14 protein-coding genes are annotated in these 22,717 nt (G+C 45.4%); 8 read left to right on the top strand and 6 right to left on the bottom strand.

Translation table 11 applies throughout. The features are described from left to right. The first annotated feature begins 23 nt into the window (after positions 1 to 23). The 4 genes from HQRW_RS07535 (at position 24) to HQRW_RS07550 (ending at position 4,938) form a co-directional block, all read left to right on the top strand. Entirely contained in the window at positions 24 to 1,328 is a 1,305-nt protein-coding gene (locus tag HQRW_RS07535) for an ABC transporter substrate-binding protein (RefSeq protein ID WP_014556127.1), read from the top strand. Between the two features lie 307 nt (positions 1,329 to 1,635). Then, entirely contained in the window at positions 1,636 to 2,706 is a 1,071-nt protein-coding gene (locus HQRW_RS07540) for a carbohydrate ABC transporter permease (protein WP_014556128.1), read from the top strand. Positions 2,707 to 2,708: 2 nt separating this feature from the next. Beyond that, a complete protein-coding gene (locus tag HQRW_RS07545) occupies positions 2,709 to 3,635 on the top strand; it encodes a carbohydrate ABC transporter permease (RefSeq protein ID WP_014556129.1) in 927 nt (308 codons plus the stop codon). A gap of 130 nt (positions 3,636 to 3,765) precedes the next feature. Further along, positions 3,766 to 4,938, top strand: a complete 1,173-nt coding sequence (locus HQRW_RS07550; RefSeq protein WP_014556130.1) for an ABC transporter ATP-binding protein — start codon at positions 3,766 to 3,768, stop codon at positions 4,936 to 4,938. A gap of 131 nt (positions 4,939 to 5,069) precedes the next feature. Here HQRW_RS07550 and HQRW_RS07555 read toward each other — a convergent pair whose 3' ends face one another. Both HQRW_RS07555 and HQRW_RS07560 read right to left on the bottom strand, forming a co-directional pair. After that, positions 5,070 to 8,810: a PAS domain S-box protein gene (locus tag HQRW_RS07555; protein WP_014556131.1), complete on the bottom strand. Its 3,741-nt coding sequence runs from the start codon at positions 8,808 to 8,810 to the stop codon at positions 5,070 to 5,072. 204 nt (positions 8,811 to 9,014) lie between these two features. Next, positions 9,015 to 9,566, bottom strand: coding sequence for a response regulator (locus HQRW_RS07560; protein ID WP_014556132.1), 552 nt, complete (start codon positions 9,564 to 9,566; stop codon positions 9,015 to 9,017). Between the two features lie 230 nt (positions 9,567 to 9,796). Here HQRW_RS07560 and HQRW_RS07565 point away from each other — a divergent pair, with 230 nt between their 5' ends. Next, positions 9,797 to 10,855 carry a DUF5305 domain-containing protein gene (locus tag HQRW_RS07565; RefSeq protein WP_014556133.1) on the top strand — a complete coding sequence of 353 codons (1,059 nt, stop codon included), beginning with the start codon at positions 9,797 to 9,799 and terminating at the stop codon, positions 10,853 to 10,855. 6 nt (positions 10,856 to 10,861) lie between these two features. On the opposite strand, the gene HQRW_RS07570 is transcribed toward HQRW_RS07565, so the two are convergent. After that, positions 10,862 to 12,016: a S26 family signal peptidase gene (locus tag HQRW_RS07570; RefSeq protein WP_014556134.1), complete on the bottom strand. Its 1,155-nt coding sequence runs from the start codon at positions 12,014 to 12,016 to the stop codon at positions 10,862 to 10,864. 862 nt (positions 12,017 to 12,878) lie between these two features. On the opposite strand from HQRW_RS07570, the gene HQRW_RS07575 reads away from it, so the two are divergent. Then, entirely contained in the window at positions 12,879 to 13,370 is a 492-nt protein-coding gene (locus HQRW_RS07575) for a hypothetical protein (protein WP_014556135.1), read from the top strand. A gap of 638 nt (positions 13,371 to 14,008) precedes the next feature. Continuing rightward, positions 14,009 to 15,109: a VCBS repeat-containing protein gene (locus tag HQRW_RS07580; protein WP_049891830.1), complete on the top strand. Its 1,101-nt coding sequence runs from the start codon at positions 14,009 to 14,011 to the stop codon at positions 15,107 to 15,109. 396 nt (positions 15,110 to 15,505) lie between these two features. On the opposite strand, the gene HQRW_RS07585 is transcribed toward HQRW_RS07580, so the two are convergent. The 3 genes from HQRW_RS07585 to HQRW_RS07595 all read right to left on the bottom strand — a co-directional run bounded on the left by HQRW_RS07585 (position 15,506) and on the right by HQRW_RS07595 (position 19,324). After that, complete coding sequence (locus tag HQRW_RS07585) at positions 15,506 to 17,815, bottom strand: PKD domain-containing protein (RefSeq protein WP_014556136.1); 2,310 nt, start codon at positions 17,813 to 17,815, stop codon at positions 15,506 to 15,508. An 11-nt stretch (positions 17,816 to 17,826) separates the two neighbouring features. Next, positions 17,827 to 18,444 carry a hypothetical protein gene (locus HQRW_RS07590; RefSeq protein WP_014556137.1) on the bottom strand — a complete coding sequence of 206 codons (618 nt, stop codon included), beginning with the start codon at positions 18,442 to 18,444 and terminating at the stop codon, positions 17,827 to 17,829. Between the two features lie 133 nt (positions 18,445 to 18,577). Further along, positions 18,578 to 19,324, bottom strand: a complete 747-nt coding sequence (locus HQRW_RS07595; protein ID WP_014556138.1) for a hypothetical protein — start codon at positions 19,322 to 19,324, stop codon at positions 18,578 to 18,580. Positions 19,325 to 20,515: 1,191 nt separating this feature from the next. Here HQRW_RS07595 and HQRW_RS15525 point away from each other — a divergent pair. After that, a complete protein-coding gene (locus tag HQRW_RS15525) occupies positions 20,516 to 22,396 on the top strand; it encodes a hypothetical protein (RefSeq protein WP_014556139.1) in 1,881 nt (626 codons plus the stop codon). The last annotated feature ends 321 nt before the right edge of the window (positions 22,397 to 22,717 follow it).

Consider the following 22,717-nt stretch of genomic DNA (forward strand, 5'->3'; position numbering starts at 1 on the left):
GCAGGTTCCATAGGGAATTATCAATGACAAAAGACAGAACACAACTTTCGCGTCGAGATATTTTAGCGGCGACGGGATCAGCGACCATCACTGGGTTAGCAGGATGTAGTGGTGGCGGCGGTGGCGGTGGCTCTCAGAGTACATCTGGCGAAGATGAGAGTGGCACAAACGCAATTGAACTTCTTCATGCATGGTCGTCCGGTGACGGGAATGCGGCTATTGCTTCACTTATCGAGGGCTTTCAAGACGCACATCCAGACGTCTCATTCGCTGAAGAGCCTGTCAACGGTGCTGCCCGTGGGAATCTTGATCAGGTTGTCTCAAATCGGCTCCAAGCAAATGACCCTCCAAGTACGTTCCAGACATGGCCAGGAGAGACATTGACAAAATTCGGCGAGGCATATGCGAGTATTGAGGAAGATGTTTGGACAGATGATCTAAGAGAGAATTACTTAGCTGGTCCCAAGGAGCAAGCAAAACTTGATGGCACGTATGTAACAGTCCCACTGAATATCCATCGGATTAATAATCTATTTTACAACACGGCGGTGCTTGATGAGGCAGGTGTTGACCCAAACACACTATCATCACCAGCAGATGTCGTTGACGCTTGTGCAACTGTCGCAGAAAATACTGACGCTGTTCCGTTCGCACAGCAGACAAGTAGTGGATGGTCAACAATCCAGCTATGGGAGACAACGCTTCTTGCACAAGCTGGAATCGATGGCTACACTGCATACACCGAAGGAAATGGCGATGTATCACAGGTGCAGCGTGCACTTGAAAGCGTCAATAATTTGCGTGAATATTACCCGAGTGATAGTTCCTCGATTAGCTTCACGGAAGCTAATACGATGGTGATAGAGGGTGATGCAGCGTTTATTCATCAGGGTGACTGGGCAGCTGGTGCGTATACTGGGACTGACGGATTCAATTATGGCGAAGATTGGGGTCAGGTTACCTATCCTGGCACTGAGGGGAGCTATCTTCTCAATATGGACTCATTCCCATACTTCGCAAACAATCCATCCCCAGAGGCAACAAAGACATTCTTACGATACTGTGGAAGTGCTGAAGCACAGGTTCGGTTTAATAAGGCAAAAGGGTCAATTCCACCTCGGAAAGATGCTGATGTCTCAGCACTCAATTCATTCCAGCAGGATCAGTATGATGACTTCACCACTGCAGATAATCAGCCACCGTCAATTCAGCATGGACTTGCTGTTTCACCAGGTGTCGCAACTAATATTGGAAGCGCATTTAGCGGCTTTCTTGAAAGCTATGAATCCGATCAGTCGGCAGAAAAGCTCGTTACCGCCTTCGAGTAATCATGCACAGGCATACTGAATTAATAACAATAACAATAACAAAATAGATTTGATTGACACAATCCTGAGATGAATAGATCATGTACTGACAATAAATCATGATACCGGTGATGCCCCGTCGGATAGGTATCTTATATATCGCCGAAATACGGGCAAGGATATCGATAATATATTAATATGTCGATAATAATCGGAGAAATACACAATACGATACAATGCAATTAGAAATCACAGAATATCTATCATAGGCTATGAATGGATAGTCAATCATAGTGAACGTTTAGTATGATATAGAACTCTCATAGAGATGTATCGATTCATCGAAGAGTGTAAATCCCGGCTTGGATTCGATAATGTTGGTGAAGAGCGACGTGGACGTGAGCAACAACGGGAGCCAGGACAGCGGTCACAATCCGGGCAGCGTGGCTCCGGTGTTACTCACTTTCAGCGACTACTCACCCGTCTTCAGTCATTTCTTCGACGTGATGCTGTTCGCTCAGCCCCATTTTGGATTATCCCGTTCGCCTTGGTTGGACTGTTTGTCTATGGTGCAATTATCTGGAATATACTGTTATCACTGACAGATTTTGCTGGGCTTGGTGAGCCGGACTACAGTGCATTAGATTTGGAGAATTATATTATTGCATTCACTGGTGGAACGCCATCGTGGTCCTCACTCAGTATTGAGCCTATCTGGAATGCAACACAGAATACAATAGCGCTCATGATTGGATTTGCTGTTGTTTGTCTCATTCTTGGACTGGTGCTTGCAATCTTAGTCGACCAGAAAATCCGGTTTGAAAATACCATTCGAACAATATATTTACTTCCAATGAGCCTCTCATTCGTTGTTACAGCAAAATTTTGGCTGTATATGTATAATCCGCAGACAGGGCTCATCAATATTACATTACAGGCATTTGGGATTGGTCCCATCAGAATCGTTCAGAACCCACAATTGAAACTTGCTGCAGTTGCATTTGCACTTGTTTGGCAGTTCAGCGGATATGCAATGATAGTGTATCTCGCTGCGCTCCGAGGCATTCCATCAAGCCACTTTGAGGCTGCCCGTGTTGATGGCGCAAGCACATTCCAGATGTATCGACGGGTTATCATCCCACAATTACGAACAGCAACAGTTAGTGCGCTTGTCGTCATCACCGTATTCGCGTTGAAAGCATTTGATTTCTTATTCTCAATGTATTCAGGATATCAGCCAGGACCATCCGCGGACATTTTGGCGACACGAATGGTGAGAGAAGCATATGCAAATCAAAATTGGGCGTATGGATCGACAATCGCTGTTGTGCTATTCATCATGGCGTTGTTTATTGTCGGACCATATCTGTACTCGCAATACCGTAGAGGGGACCTCTAAAAATGAGTGTGCAACGTATTCTTGAAACAAATCGTCAATCATTGATAGCGAAATTCAAGCGAATCGGTCTGTATATCATCTTGATGATGATGGTGGGATTCTATCTTATTCCAATTGAGACCGGTATAATGACATCTCTTACCACACCAGCATCATATACAGGAAATGCTCCTTTCCTTCCACCGCTAGAACCAGTGATACCCGGAACAGGGTCATTTTCAGTTCAACCGTGGATAAATGCAATCGCTGGATTAAGTGGGGGATTAATCAATAGTTTTGTCCTTGTGATCCCGGCAACAGTTCTTTCTGGATTACTTGGAAGTATGGCTGCATACGGATTGACGACAGTTGACTGGCGTGGACAGATTATGATTTACGTGCTCTTCGTTGCGGGGATTTTCATTCCATATCAAGCAGTGCTGGTGCCATTGACGCAGTTTTGGTATAACGTAGTCCCATTACAGAGTATTTTTGTGACAGTCGCAGCGTCAGTCCCACTTGTAGCAGAATATCACTGGAAGCTACTTGCATTGATCATTACACATACTGCGTATGGAATTCCGATTTGCACACTATTGTTCCGAGCACATTATAAAAAGCTCTCCTCAGAGATGATTGAAGCCGCACGTCTTGATGGAGCATCAATAGCGACTATCTATCGACGAATCATCCTGCCACTTTCAATTCCAATGTTTGCTGTTGTATTTATATATCAATTTACACAAATCTGGAATGATCTTCTCTTCGCATTAACTATCATTCAATTCGGTGACGCATCCGTCGTGACACAGGAACTTGTTGGGATTGGTGTCTCACAATCGGGGACAAACTTTCCACTTCGAATGGCTGCAGCACTCGTTGCTGCCCTCCCAACGCTCATAATATACATCTTCTTTGGCGATCGGTTTGCAAAGGGAGTGACAACATGATTTCTGCTGAGATGAAGTATGATAAAGCAATATCTAAACCTAATATCAGTAGTGTTGATATCACAGTCACCAAATATCAGAATCAATACAAAAGCGCGCGAATAAAGTAAATACTACACTTAATCGAATAATGGCGACACTCACACTCACAGATATTACAAAGGTATTCAATAGCGGAGAGAATGATGAGGTCATCGCTGTCGATGAAGTCTCGATGACTATCGATGATGGCGAGTTTCTCGTGCTCGTTGGACCATCTGGATGTGGAAAGTCAACAACACTCCGAATGATTGCTGGGCTTGAAACGGTGACAAGTGGTGATATCACACTTGATGACCGCCGGATCAACGATGTCTCGCCTGCGAATCGTGATATTGCGATGGTATTTCAGTCATATGCATTGTATCCACACATGACTGTTCGTGAGAACATGCGATTTGGACTTGAGGAGTCAACAACTCTCGAAGATAATATTATTGCTGATACGGTCACAGAGACAGCATCACTGATGGATATTAGTGAACTGCTTGATCGGACCCCAACGGAACTCTCAGGCGGACAACAACAACGTGTTGCTCTTGGTCGTGCGATTGTCCGTGATCCGGCTGTATTTTTGATGGACGAACCACTCTCGAATCTTGATGCAAAACTTCGTGCGACCATGCGAACAGAGCTACAACGAATTCAGGCTGATCTTGATGTCACAACAGTATATGTGACACATGATCAAACAGAGGCGATGACAATGGGTGATCGGATTGCTGTACTTGATGATGGGATTCTGCAACAAGTTGGGACACCGCTTGAGTGTTATCACACGCCACAAAATCGGTTTGTTGCCGGGTTTATTGGAGAACCATCGATGAATTTCTTCGATGGGACAATCAAAGAGCAGACGCTTGTTGCCCAACAGTTCTCATATCCGCTTTCACAGGAGGTCAAATCAACCATCGGGAGCACACGTGAGATTACACTCGGCGTTCGTCCGGAAGATATACAGATGCATCGAGAGGCTGATAATGTGATTCAAGCAGATAATCACTGTTTCGAGTGTGTAGTTGATGTTGTTGAACCGGTCGGTGAATCAAATCACATCTATCTTCAGTTTGCTTCCGACGACAGCCCTCATCCAGAAACATTCATTGCTACAATTAGCGGCATGCAAACTATCAGTAGTGGTGAGCATGTGATTATTGAAATCCCCTCAGAAGCGATTCATCTATTCGATACACATAACGGTACTGCACTCATGAACCGGTCGCTGACTGATAGTGACTCCATCGAGACGCCACGGTTGCGTTGAGTATTTTTGAGCCATCACTCAATGAGAATTAGTTTCTGTAGATATGTCGAACCGGAGAGTACTACCTCTCGATATGATAGCAATCAAAACGTCTGAGTAAACACTGTTATGAGAATTGCGCTGAATATGTATTAAGTGAGCGTAATTGCGTCTGCGCGTTCTCGCCGACTTTGAGTTGGAATACGGATTGTGATGATTGTGCCATCGGTTGTTCTTTCAACCGCAATCGACCCCCCAGTCTGCATGATAACAACGTTGACAAGCCATAAGCTGAGCCCTTTACCATGTTTGAGTTGTGTCTCCTCACCAGTTTCGAGTACTGCTGCTTTAACTTTTGAGAGTAATCTATCGGCTGTAAATCTAATTGTAATCCAATCAGTGGTTGATGTCAGTAACTCAATATTAATATCAACTGCTGTATCTGAATCAGTATCACCTACTTCATGTGTAAAATGCTGAAGTAGTTCATCAACTGCAGCTGACACCGCATCTGGCATATTAGCAGTAACTGTCTCAGCAGTCTCAATATATACAGAACCGCCTGTTTTTGATGAATTGAACCGCTCAATTACCTCGTTCAATCCAGTTTTAGCGTCAACAAACTCTACGCCAGTACCTTGCTTCTGGATTAAATTCTGGATTTGTTGTGTCTTCTCCGTAATTGCCTCCCAGTTATCCATGACCTGATAAATTTTCATAGCATGGTCCTTTCGATTCTCATGGTCATCAGCTTCGAGTATAAGATCGAGAAAGCCTCGGATCTTTGTGATATCGTTGCGGACATTATGTCGAATTATCCGTTGGAGCACCTGTAGGTGTCGTCGTTCCCGCTCTTGCGTGGTAATATCGCGAGCCTCAACGACGAGTAGTGTAATGTTTCCATCAGAATCAGTTATCGGTCGAATTGATAGATCAAGCAACCGAAGTCCATCTGCTGACATCGCCTCGATTGTCTGTTGAACACTCTCACCACCGGCTGCTCGCTCAACACTTTGTTGGACTGTCTCAAGGACATCATCTGAGTGTGTCCACAATGAGAGCTCTGAGAATTGGATACTTTGAGAGTCATCTACAATTTCAGTTTCTGCTGAGGAAAGTGCATTATTAACTCGAAGCACTGTCCCATCTGTGTTGAGCAAGCCAGAGAGTTGATATTGCTGGTTGAATATTGCCTCGAACCGTCGTGCACGTTTTTTTGCTTGGCTAATGTCGCGGATATATACTAACACTCCACCAACGCTCTCATCATCAATGTGATTCCGCGCTCGCGCGTTGACACTCACCCATGTGTCATCAGCGGTACGAAAGCGGAATTCACACTCAAATGTCTGCGTTAGGTTTTCAATGATGCTGACGAAATCACTCATTACTGCTTCTTGATCACTGACATGAATATAATCGAAGACGTTTGTCCCAGAGAGAGCCTCAGCCTCGTGCCCAAGAACACGCTGTGAAGCAGTGCTCACATATGAGAATGTTCCATCTTCATCAACGACTGTGACGACGTCAACTGATTCCTCGACGAATCGTTCTGTCCGCTGTTGTTGACGTCGTTTCGGGGTGAGATTATGAACGATCAATCCGTATCCGAGGAACGATCCATCATCAGTCTCAAGTGGTGTACATCGAACATCCGCATAAAACATTGACCCATCTTTGCACATGCGCCGTCCCTCATGGGCGCTTTCACCCTGCATCGACGCCTGTGTTAGTAGTCGTTGGATAATGTTTTCTTGTTGATCTGAACCAGGGTGGAGCACAGTGGCTGACATACCAACTGCAGTTTCAGGATCATATCCAAAGAGATTTTCAGCACCATCATTCCAGGAAGTAATTATTCCATCGCTATCAAGCACAAGAAAGGCGTATTCATCGATATTCTCAGTCAACAGTTCAAACTGCTGCCGCTTACGCTGAAGTTGTTGTTTTTGTTTCTTCTTCTCTGTCTCATCACGAACTGTGCAGACTATGGATCCATGCTCGACAGCAGTTAATGAAATTTCTGCAGGAAAAGTATCTCCATTTGACCGAGTTCCGGTCACCCCTCCTCGCCAATAACCCGTTGATTCGAGTGCTCTGAACGCTTCTGATTGTAATCGTTCAATCTCTTCTTCACCGTATAACCGATGCCACGATTCACCAAGAAGATCGGCTTTGCTCTCAAAGCCGTACATCTCGACGTGTGTCTCATCAACATAACTGTACCCATCATCCTCGAGAATTGCGACCCCGTCGTTAGCCTGTTCAATTGCCTGCTGGAATGATTCTAACTCTTCTTGTCTCCGCTTTCGTTGAGTCACATCGTATGCGGTAATGAGAAGCGATTGAATGGTTCCGCCCTCATTTGTCACTGGTCGGATAGTACCGCTGAGATATCGAGTATTGCCGGTCTCATCAGGGATTTCGGACTCATAGCTGATGTACTCGCCATCTGCTGCGCGGTCTACCCAATTCTGAATCGACGTCGCAAGTTCCTCATCATGGTTGTAAAATTCTGTCTTCCACACCTCCATTCCACAGATTGTTGCATAATCGGCTGAAACATACTCCATCGCTCGTTGATTAATATCAATGACCGTCCCATCAGTCTCCATGAGTCCAACCAGTAATTCTGGGTCTTCGAAAACTGATCTAAACCGTCGTTCATTCTGACGGAGTTCTTGGACTCGCGCCTGTTTTTCACTTACATCACGGGCTATACAAACAATCCGTGAATCATCAATCAGTGTGAGCGAGAGTTCAGTTGGATATCGTTTTTCACCATTCGAGGCGGCTACATTCCCGCGCCAATGTCCTTTATTACGTACTGTGGGTAAGATTTCTGACTCAATCCGCTCAATCTCAGTTGGGTCATCATATAATACCCGCCAATTCTCACCGAGTAGTTGCTCTTTTGAATCAAACCCATAGAGTTCAAGATGAGTCTCATCAACATATGCGTATTCGCCATTTTCAAACACGGCAACTCCATCGTTTGCTTCATCGATTGCTGACTCAAGCGACGCCAGTCGCTCACGGCGAGTGTATTCATCAGTAATATCACGCACCGTCGTGTGAACGTACACTGATCCGTTTACCTCAATACGGCGGCTCGAATATGACCCGATGATATGGTCATCATCAGCACACGAGATCTGTATCTCATCACTTAATGACTCGCCATCAAGCACTCGCTGATAGTATGATTGATATGTTTCTGCGTCGCTATCGAACAGCACCCTCTTCAGTCGTTGATTGCACAGTTCACTCCGGTCGTATCCAGTCATTGTGCACGCAGCGGTGTTCACCTCAATAATAGATCCGCTTGGGTCACTGACAATAATAGCATCTCGTGAACCTTCAAACAGAATCTGTCGCCATTCCCGCTGCGTTTTTGATTGTTGCTCTCGTCTAATACGATTTACTGCAGCTTCAAGATTCGAAGCTGTGAGTTCTGTGAGCCGAACATCAGAATCAGAGAATGCATCAACCTCGGTTATACCAATTGATATGACACCAAATGCTGGGATAGGAACAATTATTTCACTTTGAATTGGCGTGTCGGGATTGTACACGCGTTCAGCCTCAGGAACATTGCGGATGTGTTTGGTTTGTTGTTCATCGTAGGTCTGACCAGCGAGTGATTGCGGCGGAAGCGTCGGGATTTCACCAATGATCTTGTTTGCTTGCGCCGATCGAGCAATTGGGTCAAGTAACTCGGTCTCCTCATCATATTGCCAGACTGCAGATAACGGTGCGTCAAACTCAATATCGAACATTTTGACAACAACGGCTGCGGCATCCGGTATTGACTTCGAATGATTGAGCTCAGACGAAAGCCGAAGAAGCCCTGAATGATTTGACTCGGTGACACCGTCTGGCGCAGATCTCATAACGCACCATTTTATTTGAATCTATTAAGATATTTGTATTTCCAGTATCATAATGGTTGAATAATAGTAGATTATCCTATAGTATTGTCATGTCACATGATAATAAATAGGCTCCGTTCGGAAAATGGATATATGAGAAATTCCACAGGGTATAATTACCATCTATATGACATAGTATTGATATGATAGATAAATACTAATTGATTATAAATCTTTGAATGCCTGCTGTGTATTTATTTGTCCAGCTTTTTGATCAACCTGATCGGTAATTGCATCAAGTTCTTCGATAAGTTGTTGATATTCATCATTATTCGACAATTCTCGCTGGTTCTTTCGCTCCTCGAGTAGTGCCTTTTTTTCTGAAAGTTGATACATTTTATTTACCAACTCAGTATATGACTCTCGGTCGATGAGACCCGAGACAAGTTCAAGCATATCGTCACGCGAGACCGGCTTGACCGCGTAATCATCGAATTCCATTTCAAGAATATCGAAATCCGGTTCAACCGCCGTCACCATTGCCACCCGCATCTGATATTCTGCATCGCGCACCTTCCGGAGCACTTTCCGACCTGGCTGCTCTGGCATCCGTCTATCGAGAATCATAACATCAAATGACTCATCAGCCTTTGTCATCGCCTCCTTGGCCCCGTATGCAACATCAACCGAATACTCTGTGGAGAGCCAGACCGCATATAAATCTGCAAGCTCCGGTTCGTCTTCAACAATTAGGATTTTCTTTTGATCACTACTCATACATTACTCTCGTCTCTTTGTGTCTATCTGGCGAGATAATAATAAGCCTGGTATCTGAATCATGACGGATCAAATATAATTGTCATATCAATCTCGTCTAAGAATCTCATACTTATGATTACACAATTTCGAATATAAAACTAGTCAATGTTGAGGGAGCAATGGAATGAGTCAGATATAATAAGACATATGAATCCGGAAGAATTTCAGCATTTAGTAGCTAAATCCTAATGGCAACAGACGTACGATTGCAGTATTACGGTGCGCAGTACGGTCAGATTATCAGCGTGTTACTTGTTGTGTCTGCAATCGCTGCGTTTGCTGCCGCAGGGTTTGTTTACACTAACCCACCAATCGAACAGACAAGCCCAGAGGAGACAAATGTGCAGTCATTCTCATTTGATACGGACCATCGTGCAACAATAACCGGTCAAAGTCAGCTTTTTGACCGTGGGCGGACGCTCCAGAACTATCCTGTCTATTTTCGGAATTCCTCACCCGATGTTACCTTCGCTACAACAATTTCTGTCCCACAAGATCGGTCAGTCGATGTCTCCTATCGAGTCATTGCAAATTATGAAGCAACGTTTCGTGGTGAAGTGTTCTGGGACCAACAGGAAGTCGTTGCAACTAATAAATGGACAGTGCAAGATGGGCAAGTTCAACATAATACAACATTAACAATTTCAGAATATCTATCACGAATTGACCCATTTGAATCAGCAGTTGGGAGTACGGGAACACTATCACGAGATCTACAGTTCGTTGTAACATACAGTTCACCGGTTGATGGGGGGAACAGATATGAGGGACAGTTGCGCTCGACGACGACAATTCAATCATCATCCGATGCATATTGGGTAAGTTCTGAGATTGGAGATAGCACAACAAAAAGCCAGACACAGTCATCAGAGCAGTATGTCGGACAGCCAAATATGCAGCAAGTGCGATTGTTAGCCGGGAGTGGTGGTATATTATTAATCGCTGGGGCAAGTGTATTCGTCTGGACGCGTCGACAGGATGACCCAGCTGAATTGGAACTTGCCGTTGTTCGCGACCGCTATGACGAGTGGATCTCAGAGGGTGAACTCCCAACCGGTGCAGCGAGTGAGTACGTATATATAAACTCACTTGAGGGGATTGTCGACATTGCAATCGACACCAACAAACGCGTCATTTATGACGCTGATCTTGAGACCTACAGCGTTGTTGATGAGAATATTATTTACTACTATGCGCGTGACCCGACCGCTGTCTCATCGTGGCTGAATCTTTCTGTTGATGAATAATATCGCTTATTCAAGCCATTGACGGATTTTAACCAATAATGGCACATCGCGTTGTCGGCGACCAATTCGAATCGGGTCAAGTCCAACCAATGTCGTTGAAATAATAAATGATGCAGCACCGACAGCAGTGTTGATCGCAATGAGTGGTGCCCATGGATGAATACGATATAATCCACTAATCATTTCACGCGGGAGAAAGGCAAGATATCGATGTTCAACAATTGCATCGACATACACACCGGTTGAGGGTGGCGCAGAAATCGTCACATTTGTTTCCGCTGTTGTCTGTGCGGGAACAACCAACTCTGTATCAGAGACAGCAACATTATCACTTGCTGGTTCAATCATCACAATAACCGGGATCCATCCATTACTTGGGACTTGATAGCTCACTGTTTCATTTGACCCCTGTCCAATAACGGAAATCCCAGCAGAATCACTCTCCGAACTCACATACTGAAATTGATGGACACCACCGGGGAGGATCATACTCATAGTGAGGGTGGCTGTCAGAAGCAATATCAAGATAGTGATAATGAGTGTTGGATTGATTTTTCCTGCGGAGCGTGAGGTGTCTCGGCGGCGGGTTGATCGGGTATTTTCTGCATATGCTGACAGTGCGTATGCAATCCCACCAAAGCCAATAAGGATATATGACAGTCCTTGCCCACCAAGGATTGCTCGTGTTCCAAGTAATACTGCTAATTCTTCCTGTGCTGTTGTTGTGAGTGATCCCATTGTGGTGACTGCAGTTCCAAGATTAGGAATCACAACAACAAAATCACCAATCGCGAGTGCTTTTGCAACAACCTGTGACTCACTGACTGGTGGTTCAGACCCATCCTGATCGGTGACAACATTCGCATCACCACGGGTGATATATCCATCTGATGTTGTCCCAACGACTCGATGTGTGACTAACCCACCACCGTTGAGATTAACAGCGTCAAAGGTAACAATATCACCCTCCTCAATTGGTCCAGCTAATGCTGTTGGAATCGCAATAAACCCATCACCAGCGCTAATGGTCGGAGCCATACTCCCCGTTTCAACATATGCCGGACCAACTGGCTGTCCGAGAAGTGCCCCGGCGAGCATTGAAATAACAAATAATAGTGCTAGCGCGCCGCCAACCCGTTTGAGTACCTGTACTAGCACCATGGCTCTGATACATAATTATACTATCTCAATCATTTAGTGTCTTTCAATCATACAAAAATCAAAAATCAAAAATCAAATTAATTGAATATGCTGGAGGAACCATGCTCAGATACTGTCGATAGCAGCGTCAATCGCTTATGAACGTATTATCCACCTGGTTCAACGTCATACGTTCATTATTTTGCAATGACGCACTCCTGTTTGATGCGTTACTCAGGGAGTGATAGCAAGCGTTTTGTGTCTGATGTTAACTGATGACGCTGGTGATGCAGTAATCCGAGCGTCAATTCCACCGGTGATTACTCCGATCAACTCGTGTCTTCTCGTATGATCTATACTGATAGAAGAAGTCGAATACAACGACCCCCATCGCTAGATCGGTCAACTTCGGTATTGTATCTAGTGATAAAAATGCCTTAGATAACTGCGAGTGCTGCGGTTGAGAAAATAATTGGACATTGTCCCGTAAAAAGCAACTGACGACAAAGACGTGTTCACTTCTCATGAAGAGGAAAATAGCGTTTATGTAAACTGTATACCGTATAAGAAAATACTACAGGGTATTTTTCGGATTATCCGATTATCATATTTCCCCACATTTTCCTCCAAAGTCATTTAATTCTGATTTTGACTCATCAAAAGGTCATAGTTTTGAATAAGTTTCCGGGAGAAGCCCTGAAAAAGAAAAATATATTCTCTCTATACAATAACTGGTCACGATCTTATCATTTCGGTAATACGAAACTATGACTATATCCTCATAGGTTATATAGACAATGTAGCTGATTGGTCCCTTATTTGTCGTCAGACTCGCGTATTTGAGGTGTGTCTGCGGAACTGATATGACTTCGAATATCTAAATATGATAATATCACGCTTCATGTGGCGAGGAATTATTTTTGCAATTGTAATTGCACTTGGGGGAGCGGTTCTACTTGGATGGGCACCCTCTCCAACATCAACAGGAGCCGCATCACTCACGACCGATCAGGGAAACACCGATTTTGACGTAATGGTAACGACACAAGGGCGGTGTGGTCCAACATGTCTCAACGTCGCGACAGTAGTAACAAACCAACAGACAACACAAGCAACAAATATAGAAATCACAGCTCAAGTGTTCCCTGGATACGTGGAATCAGCAAACAGCGCCACAACAACAGTAGTCTATCGAACAGAAGAACAAGTTGGGACACTTGCCCCAGGGGAGCGAAAAAGTATTGACCGGTCCGTTCGGTGGGGTAGTGCAGAGGCTCTGTCGGTCAAAGACCAGGGTGGACGCGTGACTATTCTCATTGAGATCCAATCCACAGATACAGAAGTGACCTTCCGCGAGCATTATGATCTTATATAACAAATACGAAACGTGAGTGGTAACGAATCTTATCATAAGCACACGTTCACCCATCGTGCATCAGAATAATCACGAACTGAATGTGTCTGACCCTTTCGACGTGACAAGAGTGTTATCTGTTTATATTTTATATTTCACTTTCGCACTAGCACTACCACTACCACTGCCACTTCTACTGAGATACCCAGTTACACATTAGCGATCTTTTCGCCTATAGGTGCACAAGATATCATAAATAAGTGATACAACGACGCAATATTTCGTCGTCATGCGATTATCTAATATATTAATGATAAGTCATAATTGTATTAATCCTTCTTTTGAATCATCAATACGCATTAGCTCTAAGATTATATCAATAATTAGCAGTAAATAACAACGGATATACCTTCACAAAACCAATATGATATATCGCATCTTATACACGCCGAGGAGCTCTTGCCCTGTTCATCACAGGAGGTGTCTGGTGGATAACTGAGACAGACGCATTTAGCTCTGCGAAGACAAGCCGATCAGCCACTGTCGGCGCCGGCTCCGATGATGTTGCACTCCTCGGAATCGGGGGTATTGATTCACGAACGGCGTTTAATGAACCACACGCAATTACACTTACAAATCAGACTCAAACCCCAGTTGAGGTGACTATTGAGAGCCGGAATGGTCGATTCAATTTCAACACATCTCAAATTAATTTATCATCTGGGGAGAACAGAGAGATTTCTGCTTCCACCGCCAGCACTGAGACCGGCGAAGTTTCAGACTTTCTCCGATTCGTTGCGACGTCACTTGAGTACGGAACGAATATTGAGGCAACTCGACGACTCACGCTGAAGTCCGAGTCTGCTGGAGCTGACAGAGGGCTCCTCATCTATGCGGTCAAGACTTCACAGTCGAATGGCGATATCAGAGTGTACAATCCAGCCACCGATACAGTCAGTAACCCGCCACAGAGTCGCCCTGCATCTGCTCTTGGAGACACAGCAGATATCGTCGGCGACAGTGCGGTCGACATTCCGTACCTCACTAAGCAAGGCAAAAATCGAGTGTATGCTACAACTGTAGGGGAGAGTTCGGACACACAAATCCCGAAGCAAAACAGTGCTAAACCAAAAATTGACCCGAATAAGCCAACACGGATCGCAGTTGGTGAGTGGCAACCAGCAGATCTGTCGGGGAAACTTATTCTTGCCGAGAGTAATCAAGGAAACATCGCGGGCATTGATGCGGACGGAAACGCTGAGGTGATCGCCAGACCCGGAAACGGCTGTAGTGCTGTCATGGGTGTTGCTGACGTTGACGACGATGGGAGCGATGAGATAATCTTCTTTGATGGGTCCCAAGAAATCCGGTATCTCAATCAGGATGATAGTACAGAAAAAGTCCCAACCGGAGGCGTAGGAAGCAACAACGGGAGTGGAATCGGTCCGCCTGCAGATTTTGACGGTGATGGCGTTCCACGAGTTCCATTCATCGACGGGAGTCAAAATCCGACTCTTATTACGAGTGATGGGGTAAAAACACGACTGAATAAGAATGGTGTTGCAAAAAAAGCCGGCGTCGCACCCGTTGATATCGACGCTGACGGCGATCTCGAATTGTTATTCTTTGGCAATGATGAGGGGAAGGTACAATATGTCGATGATGTTCTGGGGTCCAACACGATTGAAACACTCAAAGTAGAGGGAAGCACGATCTCGCCTGAGGAAAAAATTGGCTTAGGATTCGGCAGACAGCCATAGATCGCTCCTGTGGGACCGTCTGTCGATACGTTATTCTTTCACTTCACGTATTGAGTTTCGCTCTTAATTGAACGTCTAGCACATTTGAACACACGTTCCTCACCCTCTTTGCATTGTAATAAACACTAGTTGAGGATGGCATATATGTCTACTCTGCCCAAATACTGAATCCTTGCAGACCGGGGTAGATTCTTTATACGACAGTGCAATATACAAGATCCTTGCATTCAGTGATTATTTTTGTACTGTCCAAGCACAGGGAAGGCTGAGAGAAAATATCACAAACAGCAGAGAACTCACAAGAGAGATTACATACGTATCTAATTAAAGTTGGGTCACAGGGGACACGATAATCACTAACAGATTGATTGAGTTGATGATTTGGTAAGTACGAGTTCACACATCGAGGGTAAATTCTCTCGTGTGTTCCGTCGCGGTTTTCTCTTTTTCATTCACAGTCTTCACCGCAATCGTGTATGACTCTGTGTCATTAATTGAGAGAGTTGGTGGGACATACAGTGTCGCCGGGGTCAGCTCATATCGATATGACCCGATTTCTGTTGTTCCTGTCCCGTCGGGCGTGATCTCTTTCGTGAGGAGCTCGTCTCCGTCATCGTCCACAATTGAGAGTCTGATGGCGATGATTGGGCGATTGTCATCCTCGACCACGAGTGAGTCGACACCGAGACATCGATTATCATGCTCATAGAACGGGGTCCCGAGTTCGACAATTCGTGGGTTGCGACGAATGCGGGTCATGATCGTCGCCCATGGAAAGACGCGATACCCAGCAACGGACCCCAGAATTCCAATCAGTGACAGGATCCCTGGCATAAGCACCTGCTGTGGGACGACTCGTTGATTGATCAGCGTCTCTTCGGGTGGAATCACAATCGTCTCAACTGTTGATGCCTCGCCACCATACTCATCTTCGACACGTACTTGGACTGTATATTGTGTCTCTTGGGTTGGATACGTGACCGTCTGTCCGGTCTTAATCGTCCCATCAGGGAATTCCCATCGCACGGAGACATCGCCGATTTCATTTGAGATATTCGCAGTCAGTGTTGTCTCATTTCCATCGGTTTCAACTTGAGTTTGCGTCTGCGTTTGCGTTTGTGTCTTGGTCACGTTATCGATGGCTGGAATATCATTCACCACAATCGTTTGAGTTGTTGTATCTGACTGTCCAAGGCTGTTCGTCAGTTTCAATTTAGCCTCATAGATCCCTGGTTCATTGAATTCTGTTTGAATATTCCTGCCAGTTTTTGTTGATCCATCCGGAAGTGTCCAGGTGTATCGAACATCAGGATCAGCGAAGATTGCAAATGGGGAGAACCCAGGTGTTCCCGCTTCAAGAACAACAGAGTCCTCTCGAACAGTCACATCAGTGTCCAATACCTGCCATCCGTCATCAGTCAACCGCCCGACAACAGCCTCATCAGGGTCAACCTCTCCCAGCGTCGATCGGTCTGTATTCAATTCGATCGTTGTCTCGGTATCTCCTTCTGACGATGGCACATCAATATCGACTGCTGCTGATACCTGTTGTGAGGGAGACACTGCATCAGTTGATCCAACTGTTGACTGACCTCCATCCAGTTCAACCTCCTCATCTGTTGTTGTGACGATTGCGTTCGAGTCAATGTCGAGATCAGATGTTTCAGACTCTATCCCGCTACTCGAATCCGAATCTGCTGTGCTTGTGGCTGTCTCTCCGCTTTGATCACTTTCACTCGCAGCTGTTGTCTCAGTCTCAGTCTCAGTCCCAGAGCCTTCAGTCTCCTCCTCGGCAGGTGAGTTGATAACAGCAGTCGGTCGGGACTCTCCTTCCGGAAGTGACTCCGTCGAAATAGGGTCAACATCAACAATACTCTGTCCCTGCTGTTGCTGTGACTGTGATTGTGATTGCTCTTGTCCCTCTGCTTGTCCTTGTTGCTCTATGGTTGTATCCTGTGTTTGCTGCTCTTGAGCAGACTCAATATCGACTGCTATCTCTGGCTGTTCAACCTCAGGGGCAGTTGCTGTTTGTTGTGGTTGCTCTTGTGGGGCAGTCGCCGTTCCCTCCGGTTGTTGCTGTTGTTCAGTTTCGGGGACAGAATCGGGAGTTTGTTCTGCGGGTTCATCCGAATCATCATCATCATCATCATTCTCACCTAATCCTGTGTCCGTGTCCGTGTCCGTTTCAGGCACCTGTGTTCTGATCGTGATCGTCGTGGTAAGTGTGTCTCCAACATCCACATCAAGTGTATTAATCTCAATTCCCAGCGTTTCAGACTCTCCAGGCGCGAGTGTCAGGTTTCTGCCAGTCGCTCCAACGCCGCTGTCGGGCTCACGAAATGTGAGGTTCTGCCCAACTGTGAGTCGGGAATCTTGCTGTTCAACGGTGACGGTGACAGGTCCATCGGTGGTATTGTCTGTGTGGGTAATGACGAGTAACTCTTCGAATTCGGTAATGGCATCCGCATTGACACCTGGATTGGCAATCTCAATCGAGACGTTTGTGACGTTTGTGTTCTCGCCTGCGGTCTCTGTCTTCGTGATGTGCTGCTCGGCTCCAGAAGCCGGTTTGACTGTGATCTCCGGAGCCTCTTCGGGGAAGAGTTCATCCTCAACGACACCTGGCGTGCCGACAATCGCCCCTGGAATCACAACGAATGCTGCACATACGACTACGAGTATCGGGCTTACCGAATTAATTTTCATAATTTCCCCTGTTATCCTGTCTGTCTGATATGAACGTGTGCAGTCGCAGTGATTGTCGAACTCGTTGCTTCAGTTCCGGCTCCGGTTCCAGAAATAGATGCAGATGCAGAATCGTCAGCAACGACTCCGACAACACGCTCTTCACCCGGCTCAAGCGTCACAGTGACATCAGTGCCGCTTAATCGCTCACCAGTCTCAGCATCACGATATTGTAGATCTGTGGATCCAGCGTTTGCATCCGTCTCTGTCTTCGTGTCGACATTTGTATCCTCGTGTGTGATCCAGACGGTCACCGTCTGTGTGTCAGTGTTCGTGATCGTGAACACTGGCTGGGATGGATTCGGTTGTGTCGGGATCGCTTGTGGTGGCGTAATATCAACACGTGTGATTGCCCCATCACGCAATGTGTTCTGGGCAGTGAGTGCCCCAGGGGCATCCCCAGCAGGTTCGATCATCACTGCCTGTGGATTCCCCCCTGTATTGGGGGCGGGTGTTGATGCTGCTGATGCTGATGCTGTTCCACTAAGGCTAGGACTGGAAGCGTCTAACGCCGAGACCAACCCGCTTGAGGCGATGATCGCGGCGATGACGACTGCGAGTGCGAGCGTCTTGACTAATCGGGGTGTCATTGGTCGAACTATTGAAATATCGACGAATATCGGCTGAGAAACTATTCGCTAGGTCCCCTAGAGAAATATATTCGACTGTTCGTCAGTAGGGGGAAAGGAGTTCAGTTATGTATCAGATCTGATACTCTGTTGGTTATGATCCTGGTCCTGTGGTTGTTCCCCCATCTATTGCGTTGTCACCTTCCTCATCATTCACTGCTGAGATGGTGATATCCTCGAGGATTGGCTCATCAGTGTTGTCGAGATTGAGTGTACCGCTGCTCACAGCTTCAGGCTCGATTTCGATTGCCATACTGACTGTCACTGTCTCACCAGATTCAATATTAACCGCTATAGCGTTGTTATCCGGTTGTTCCGAGAGACTACTTGAGTCCTCAGAGATAACGACATCGTCGGAATCAATCATCGCGTTGAATTCGTTGATTCTGTTGTCTATACTCACTGAAGAATCACTACTTGTCTCGTTGATCTGAGAGCCAAGCTGATTATCATCAATATAGAATGTCGTATTGACGCTGCTATTACCGTCTTGTGCACCGCCTTCTGTGTTAATCCAGACGTCGACATCCTCTTCGCCGTTGTTTGTAATATTGAATATGCCCTCAGCAGTTGTCGTTGCGTTCGCATTCACTCCATTATTGCCATCATTTCCATCTAGGACGATCTCGAAGGTCGAATCATCAGTGTCATCTTGATTAATGAATGAACTATTCTCCGGATCTTCAGTCGGCTGGATTGCGAGGAGTGCATTCGCGTCGCCAGCAACGTCGACATCAGCTGTACGCTCTGCTTCAACAGTTGTGAACGCGCCCGTGGCCGCGAGGGTGCCCACGGCACCAAAGACCAGCACAAGCGCGAGGAGTTTTCCTTTTGGAATCATAGTTTGAATTTCTGTGATTATGATGTGAGTTCCCCCGATCAGAGGGGTTCTCACTTACATGTACACAAACACCCTTCCCCCTTTGTTATCCCCCTCTACTAAATCAGTAGGAGATAATAACGTCACCCCGGGACTCACATAGGTGACGCTAAATTGCCCCGGCAATTCGAATAGGAGATGCTAAACTCACCCTGAAAATATGATAGGCGACGCTAAATAATCGCAAAAATCGAGTTAGTCTTGTGTAAAATCACCGTTAGACCCGCCTAATATGGCGAATATAGTGAATCCAGGATGATTTGTGCACACCACTCAGTGATATGCATACAATCTCAATTCGATGAAATACTTGGAACCCCCACTCTCGATCGGGGATGGTTCCTCCGACATCGATTGTCTCGGATATGTGACCTCGCGCGAGTCTTTCATTAGTGATCCCTCGATATTCGGAATCGCGAGCGCAATCGTTGATCGAATGGACTGTCTATTCAATTCTCATCGGTCAGGATTCACCTGTGAATCTAATTTAGTCAGATATTCCCACCACGGTGATCAGTCTGAGAGTTTCGAGCAGCCAGATGGGCCGCGGTCGGATCATCTATCGGTCTCAATAGCTCCCTGACATGAGGAGAATAATGGGTTTCTTGATGCTATGATTGAGAGCAGAACGATTGTCATCAGATTCTCATGTGTTTCTTACTGATGATACGTAGCGATATAGCTATATGATGATATAGCACTCTGTCGACCAACTGGTCAACGGTGATGATCAGAAGCATTGTCCTGTATATTCAACCGGGTGCAAGATAGATTGTTGATATCGACATTGCTGAACGGGTCATTCTCGCTGCGACTGTTTCGGGCGAGAGCGAGTCAATGCCGGTGTCAGGTGATTATATAAAACATATTCGACGTATGCATCGTTTTGTCTGTGATTTACGCTAGAAACTGGGTATGGCTTGTGTGCGCAATCACGTAGACAACGATGACAAACAACGTCGGATCGAAAAGATGAATCACACGCTGTTACTCGTCTCATCTCCATTCATGAATATAGATATAAACATACGATAGATTTCATGATATACTGACGCTCTACGGAATTGTGAATTGTGGGGAGAGATATGTACCCTGAAAGCAACGTAATTGATTTATTCACTCGTATTGAACATGTAAGCAACAAATCAAATAATGGGTAAGTACACGCGCCGTGCTGCGTTAGGAGCAATAGCTGGCGGAATTGTGCTATTCATTAGTGATACGGCTGGATTTTCAAGTATCGAAGGCGACCGAACTGCTGATACGCAACTGAGTGATGACGGATCGGCGATTATCAAACTAACCGGCGCTGTGCTCGACACGAATTCAGATCGACCCACTGAGCCGGCAGAAATCACGATTACGAACAACAGTGAAGTCCCATTTGATACAACCAGCGAAATTACAATCACAAGCCAAAATAAGAAGTTCCGCTTCCGAGAGAAGAATACTGGAAGTGCAGCACAGACGCAACTGACTCAAAACGACTTAATTGACGCTACTGGACAATTTAATCCAGGTGATAGTTTCAATATCGAGATTTTAACAGCATCTAATGAAACTGGCAGTGTTACTGATAATTTACAGGCGGAATTCCGTGCTCCGTCTGAGAGCCTTACAGCCGACCTATCGCGTCAGATATCGCTGCAATTCAAAGCAACCGGGCAGTTGGTCTATGCAAGTGATCAAAATACCCTCAAAGTGCTTGATACAGTACAGAATAATATTACGAATCCAGCAGAATCAAGCAACATTGACTCAGTTGGATCAATTGTCGCCGATCTCACAGGCGACGGGAATGCTGATATTGCATACATCCGGAATAAACGATTGGAATTAACACAGATATCTATTGACAGAGATAATGATATTACAACAGTATTTGGTCCAGGTAACAACACCGCCAACAGTCCAGTCGAACCAAATACTGACGGAACACGCGTTGCAGCCGGCGATCTTGATTCCTGGCCAGATAAAAGGGTGGTTGACAGCAGCAACGCCAACAATAATAACAATAATAACAATAATAACAACAACGACAACGACAACGACAACGACAACGACAACGACAACGACAACGACAACGACAACGACAACGACAACGACAACGACAACGACAACGACAACGACAACGACAGCGGTAGGGTGAGAAGTGAATACTCGGTATCGGGTAGTGTTGCACTGTTTGCTGACACGGGAAGAAACAAGATCTTTGCAGCACAGCCAAGCACAGCAACAAAAGATGCAGCAGTAGAGGTACTTATCGATACCTCAAATATCGGTGGTGCTGCTGGCGCTGCAGGACTTGAAGATATTGATAATGACGGATTAGCTGAACTTGTGTATCTGAATAGTTCTCAGCAATTAAATTTCATCAAGCAGATTGACACGACAAAATTTAATTCTCCGGGTGAGTGGGTGAATAGCCAGAGTAATTATTCAAAGGTGCTAAAAAAATATAAAGATAGCAGTAATAGTTCAAAATTCGGAAAGACTGTTGGCGACAACAATAATATCGCGTTCGGAAAGGCAACGCTCGGGAATGCAAGTGTCGGGTCAAACGCTAATGTTGGCGTGAGTGCGATTGGAGAATTTAGTGCTAGTGATAATAAACAGATTCCGTTTGTAGATGGATCAAATGAACTTGCAGTCATTAATCATAAAAACGAGAAGACAAATCTCACGACGAATACATCTGCAGTCAAAAAAGCCGCCATCGCGCCTGTTGATATCGATGATAATGATATTACTGAGCTCTTTTTCATTGGAGACTCTAATAAACAATCACTCCCAGATGCTGATACGGAAGACGTTGACCTGAACAATAGCGGACCGATATTCTACGTTAGCAATCCGGCTGGAGTAATTGATGACGGTGAGAATGCCAATATTGAATTACTACAAGTTCCGCCTGATCAGTATTCGAGAAGTGAGGTGATTGGAAGTCAAAAGCCAAATGGAGATCCCAACGACACACCTGGATACATCATCCCAGACATCAGCATTGGGCTAAATGCTGGAACAGTAATTTAATTCTTTTAATTTTCTACATTATTAACAATCACAGCGAATAGATAGGAATTAGCTTTCGCTGACTCAGTCTTCATTATTCGTCAATTCAGTGACGACGCTTACGCACACCTCTGTGACAACCATGAGGTCATTAAATAAGTAGACATTACGCAATAAGAGCGCGCGACTGCGAGAGTCACATTAATTTAATTATAATATCATAAAAGGGATTACTCTGAGTATTTTCTGTACTACTGGAAGCAATAGAGCTATCTATACGTGCGTACCTAAGCCAGAGAATTTCTCCTGGATTATCGAGGATTAGAATAAGGGTACACGTTC

The sequence above is a fragment of the Haloquadratum walsbyi C23 genome (assembly GCF_000237865.1).
GTDB lineage: Archaea > Halobacteriota > Halobacteria > Halobacteriales > Haloferacaceae > Haloquadratum > Haloquadratum walsbyi.

Coding starts and splice junctions, on each gene's coding strand:
- HQRW_RS07535 (WP_014556127.1), top strand. CDS start 24: ATGACAAAAGACAGAACACAACTTTCGCGTCGAGATATTTTAGCGGCG.
- HQRW_RS07540 (WP_014556128.1), top strand. CDS start 1,636: ATGTATCGATTCATCGAAGAGTGTAAATCCCGGCTTGGATTCGATAAT.
- HQRW_RS07545 (WP_014556129.1), top strand. CDS start 2,709: ATGAGTGTGCAACGTATTCTTGAAACAAATCGTCAATCATTGATAGCG.
- HQRW_RS07550 (WP_014556130.1), top strand. CDS start 3,766: ATGGCGACACTCACACTCACAGATATTACAAAGGTATTCAATAGCGGA.
- HQRW_RS07555 (WP_014556131.1), bottom strand. CDS start 8,810: ATGAGATCTGCGCCAGACGGTGTCACCGAGTCAAATCATTCAGGGCTT.
- HQRW_RS07560 (WP_014556132.1), bottom strand. CDS start 9,566: ATGAGTAGTGATCAAAAGAAAATCCTAATTGTTGAAGACGAACCGGAG.
- HQRW_RS07565 (WP_014556133.1), top strand. CDS start 9,797: ATGGCAACAGACGTACGATTGCAGTATTACGGTGCGCAGTACGGTCAG.
- HQRW_RS07570 (WP_014556134.1), bottom strand. CDS start 12,016: ATGGTGCTAGTACAGGTACTCAAACGGGTTGGCGGCGCGCTAGCACTA.
- HQRW_RS07575 (WP_014556135.1), top strand. CDS start 12,879: ATGATAATATCACGCTTCATGTGGCGAGGAATTATTTTTGCAATTGTA.
- HQRW_RS07585 (WP_014556136.1), bottom strand. CDS start 17,815: ATGAAAATTAATTCGGTAAGCCCGATACTCGTAGTCGTATGTGCAGCA.
- HQRW_RS07590 (WP_014556137.1), bottom strand. CDS start 18,444: ATGACACCCCGATTAGTCAAGACGCTCGCACTCGCAGTCGTCATCGCC.
- HQRW_RS07595 (WP_014556138.1), bottom strand. CDS start 19,324: ATGATTCCAAAAGGAAAACTCCTCGCGCTTGTGCTGGTCTTTGGTGCC.
- HQRW_RS15525 (WP_014556139.1), top strand. CDS start 20,516: ATGGGTAAGTACACGCGCCGTGCTGCGTTAGGAGCAATAGCTGGCGGA.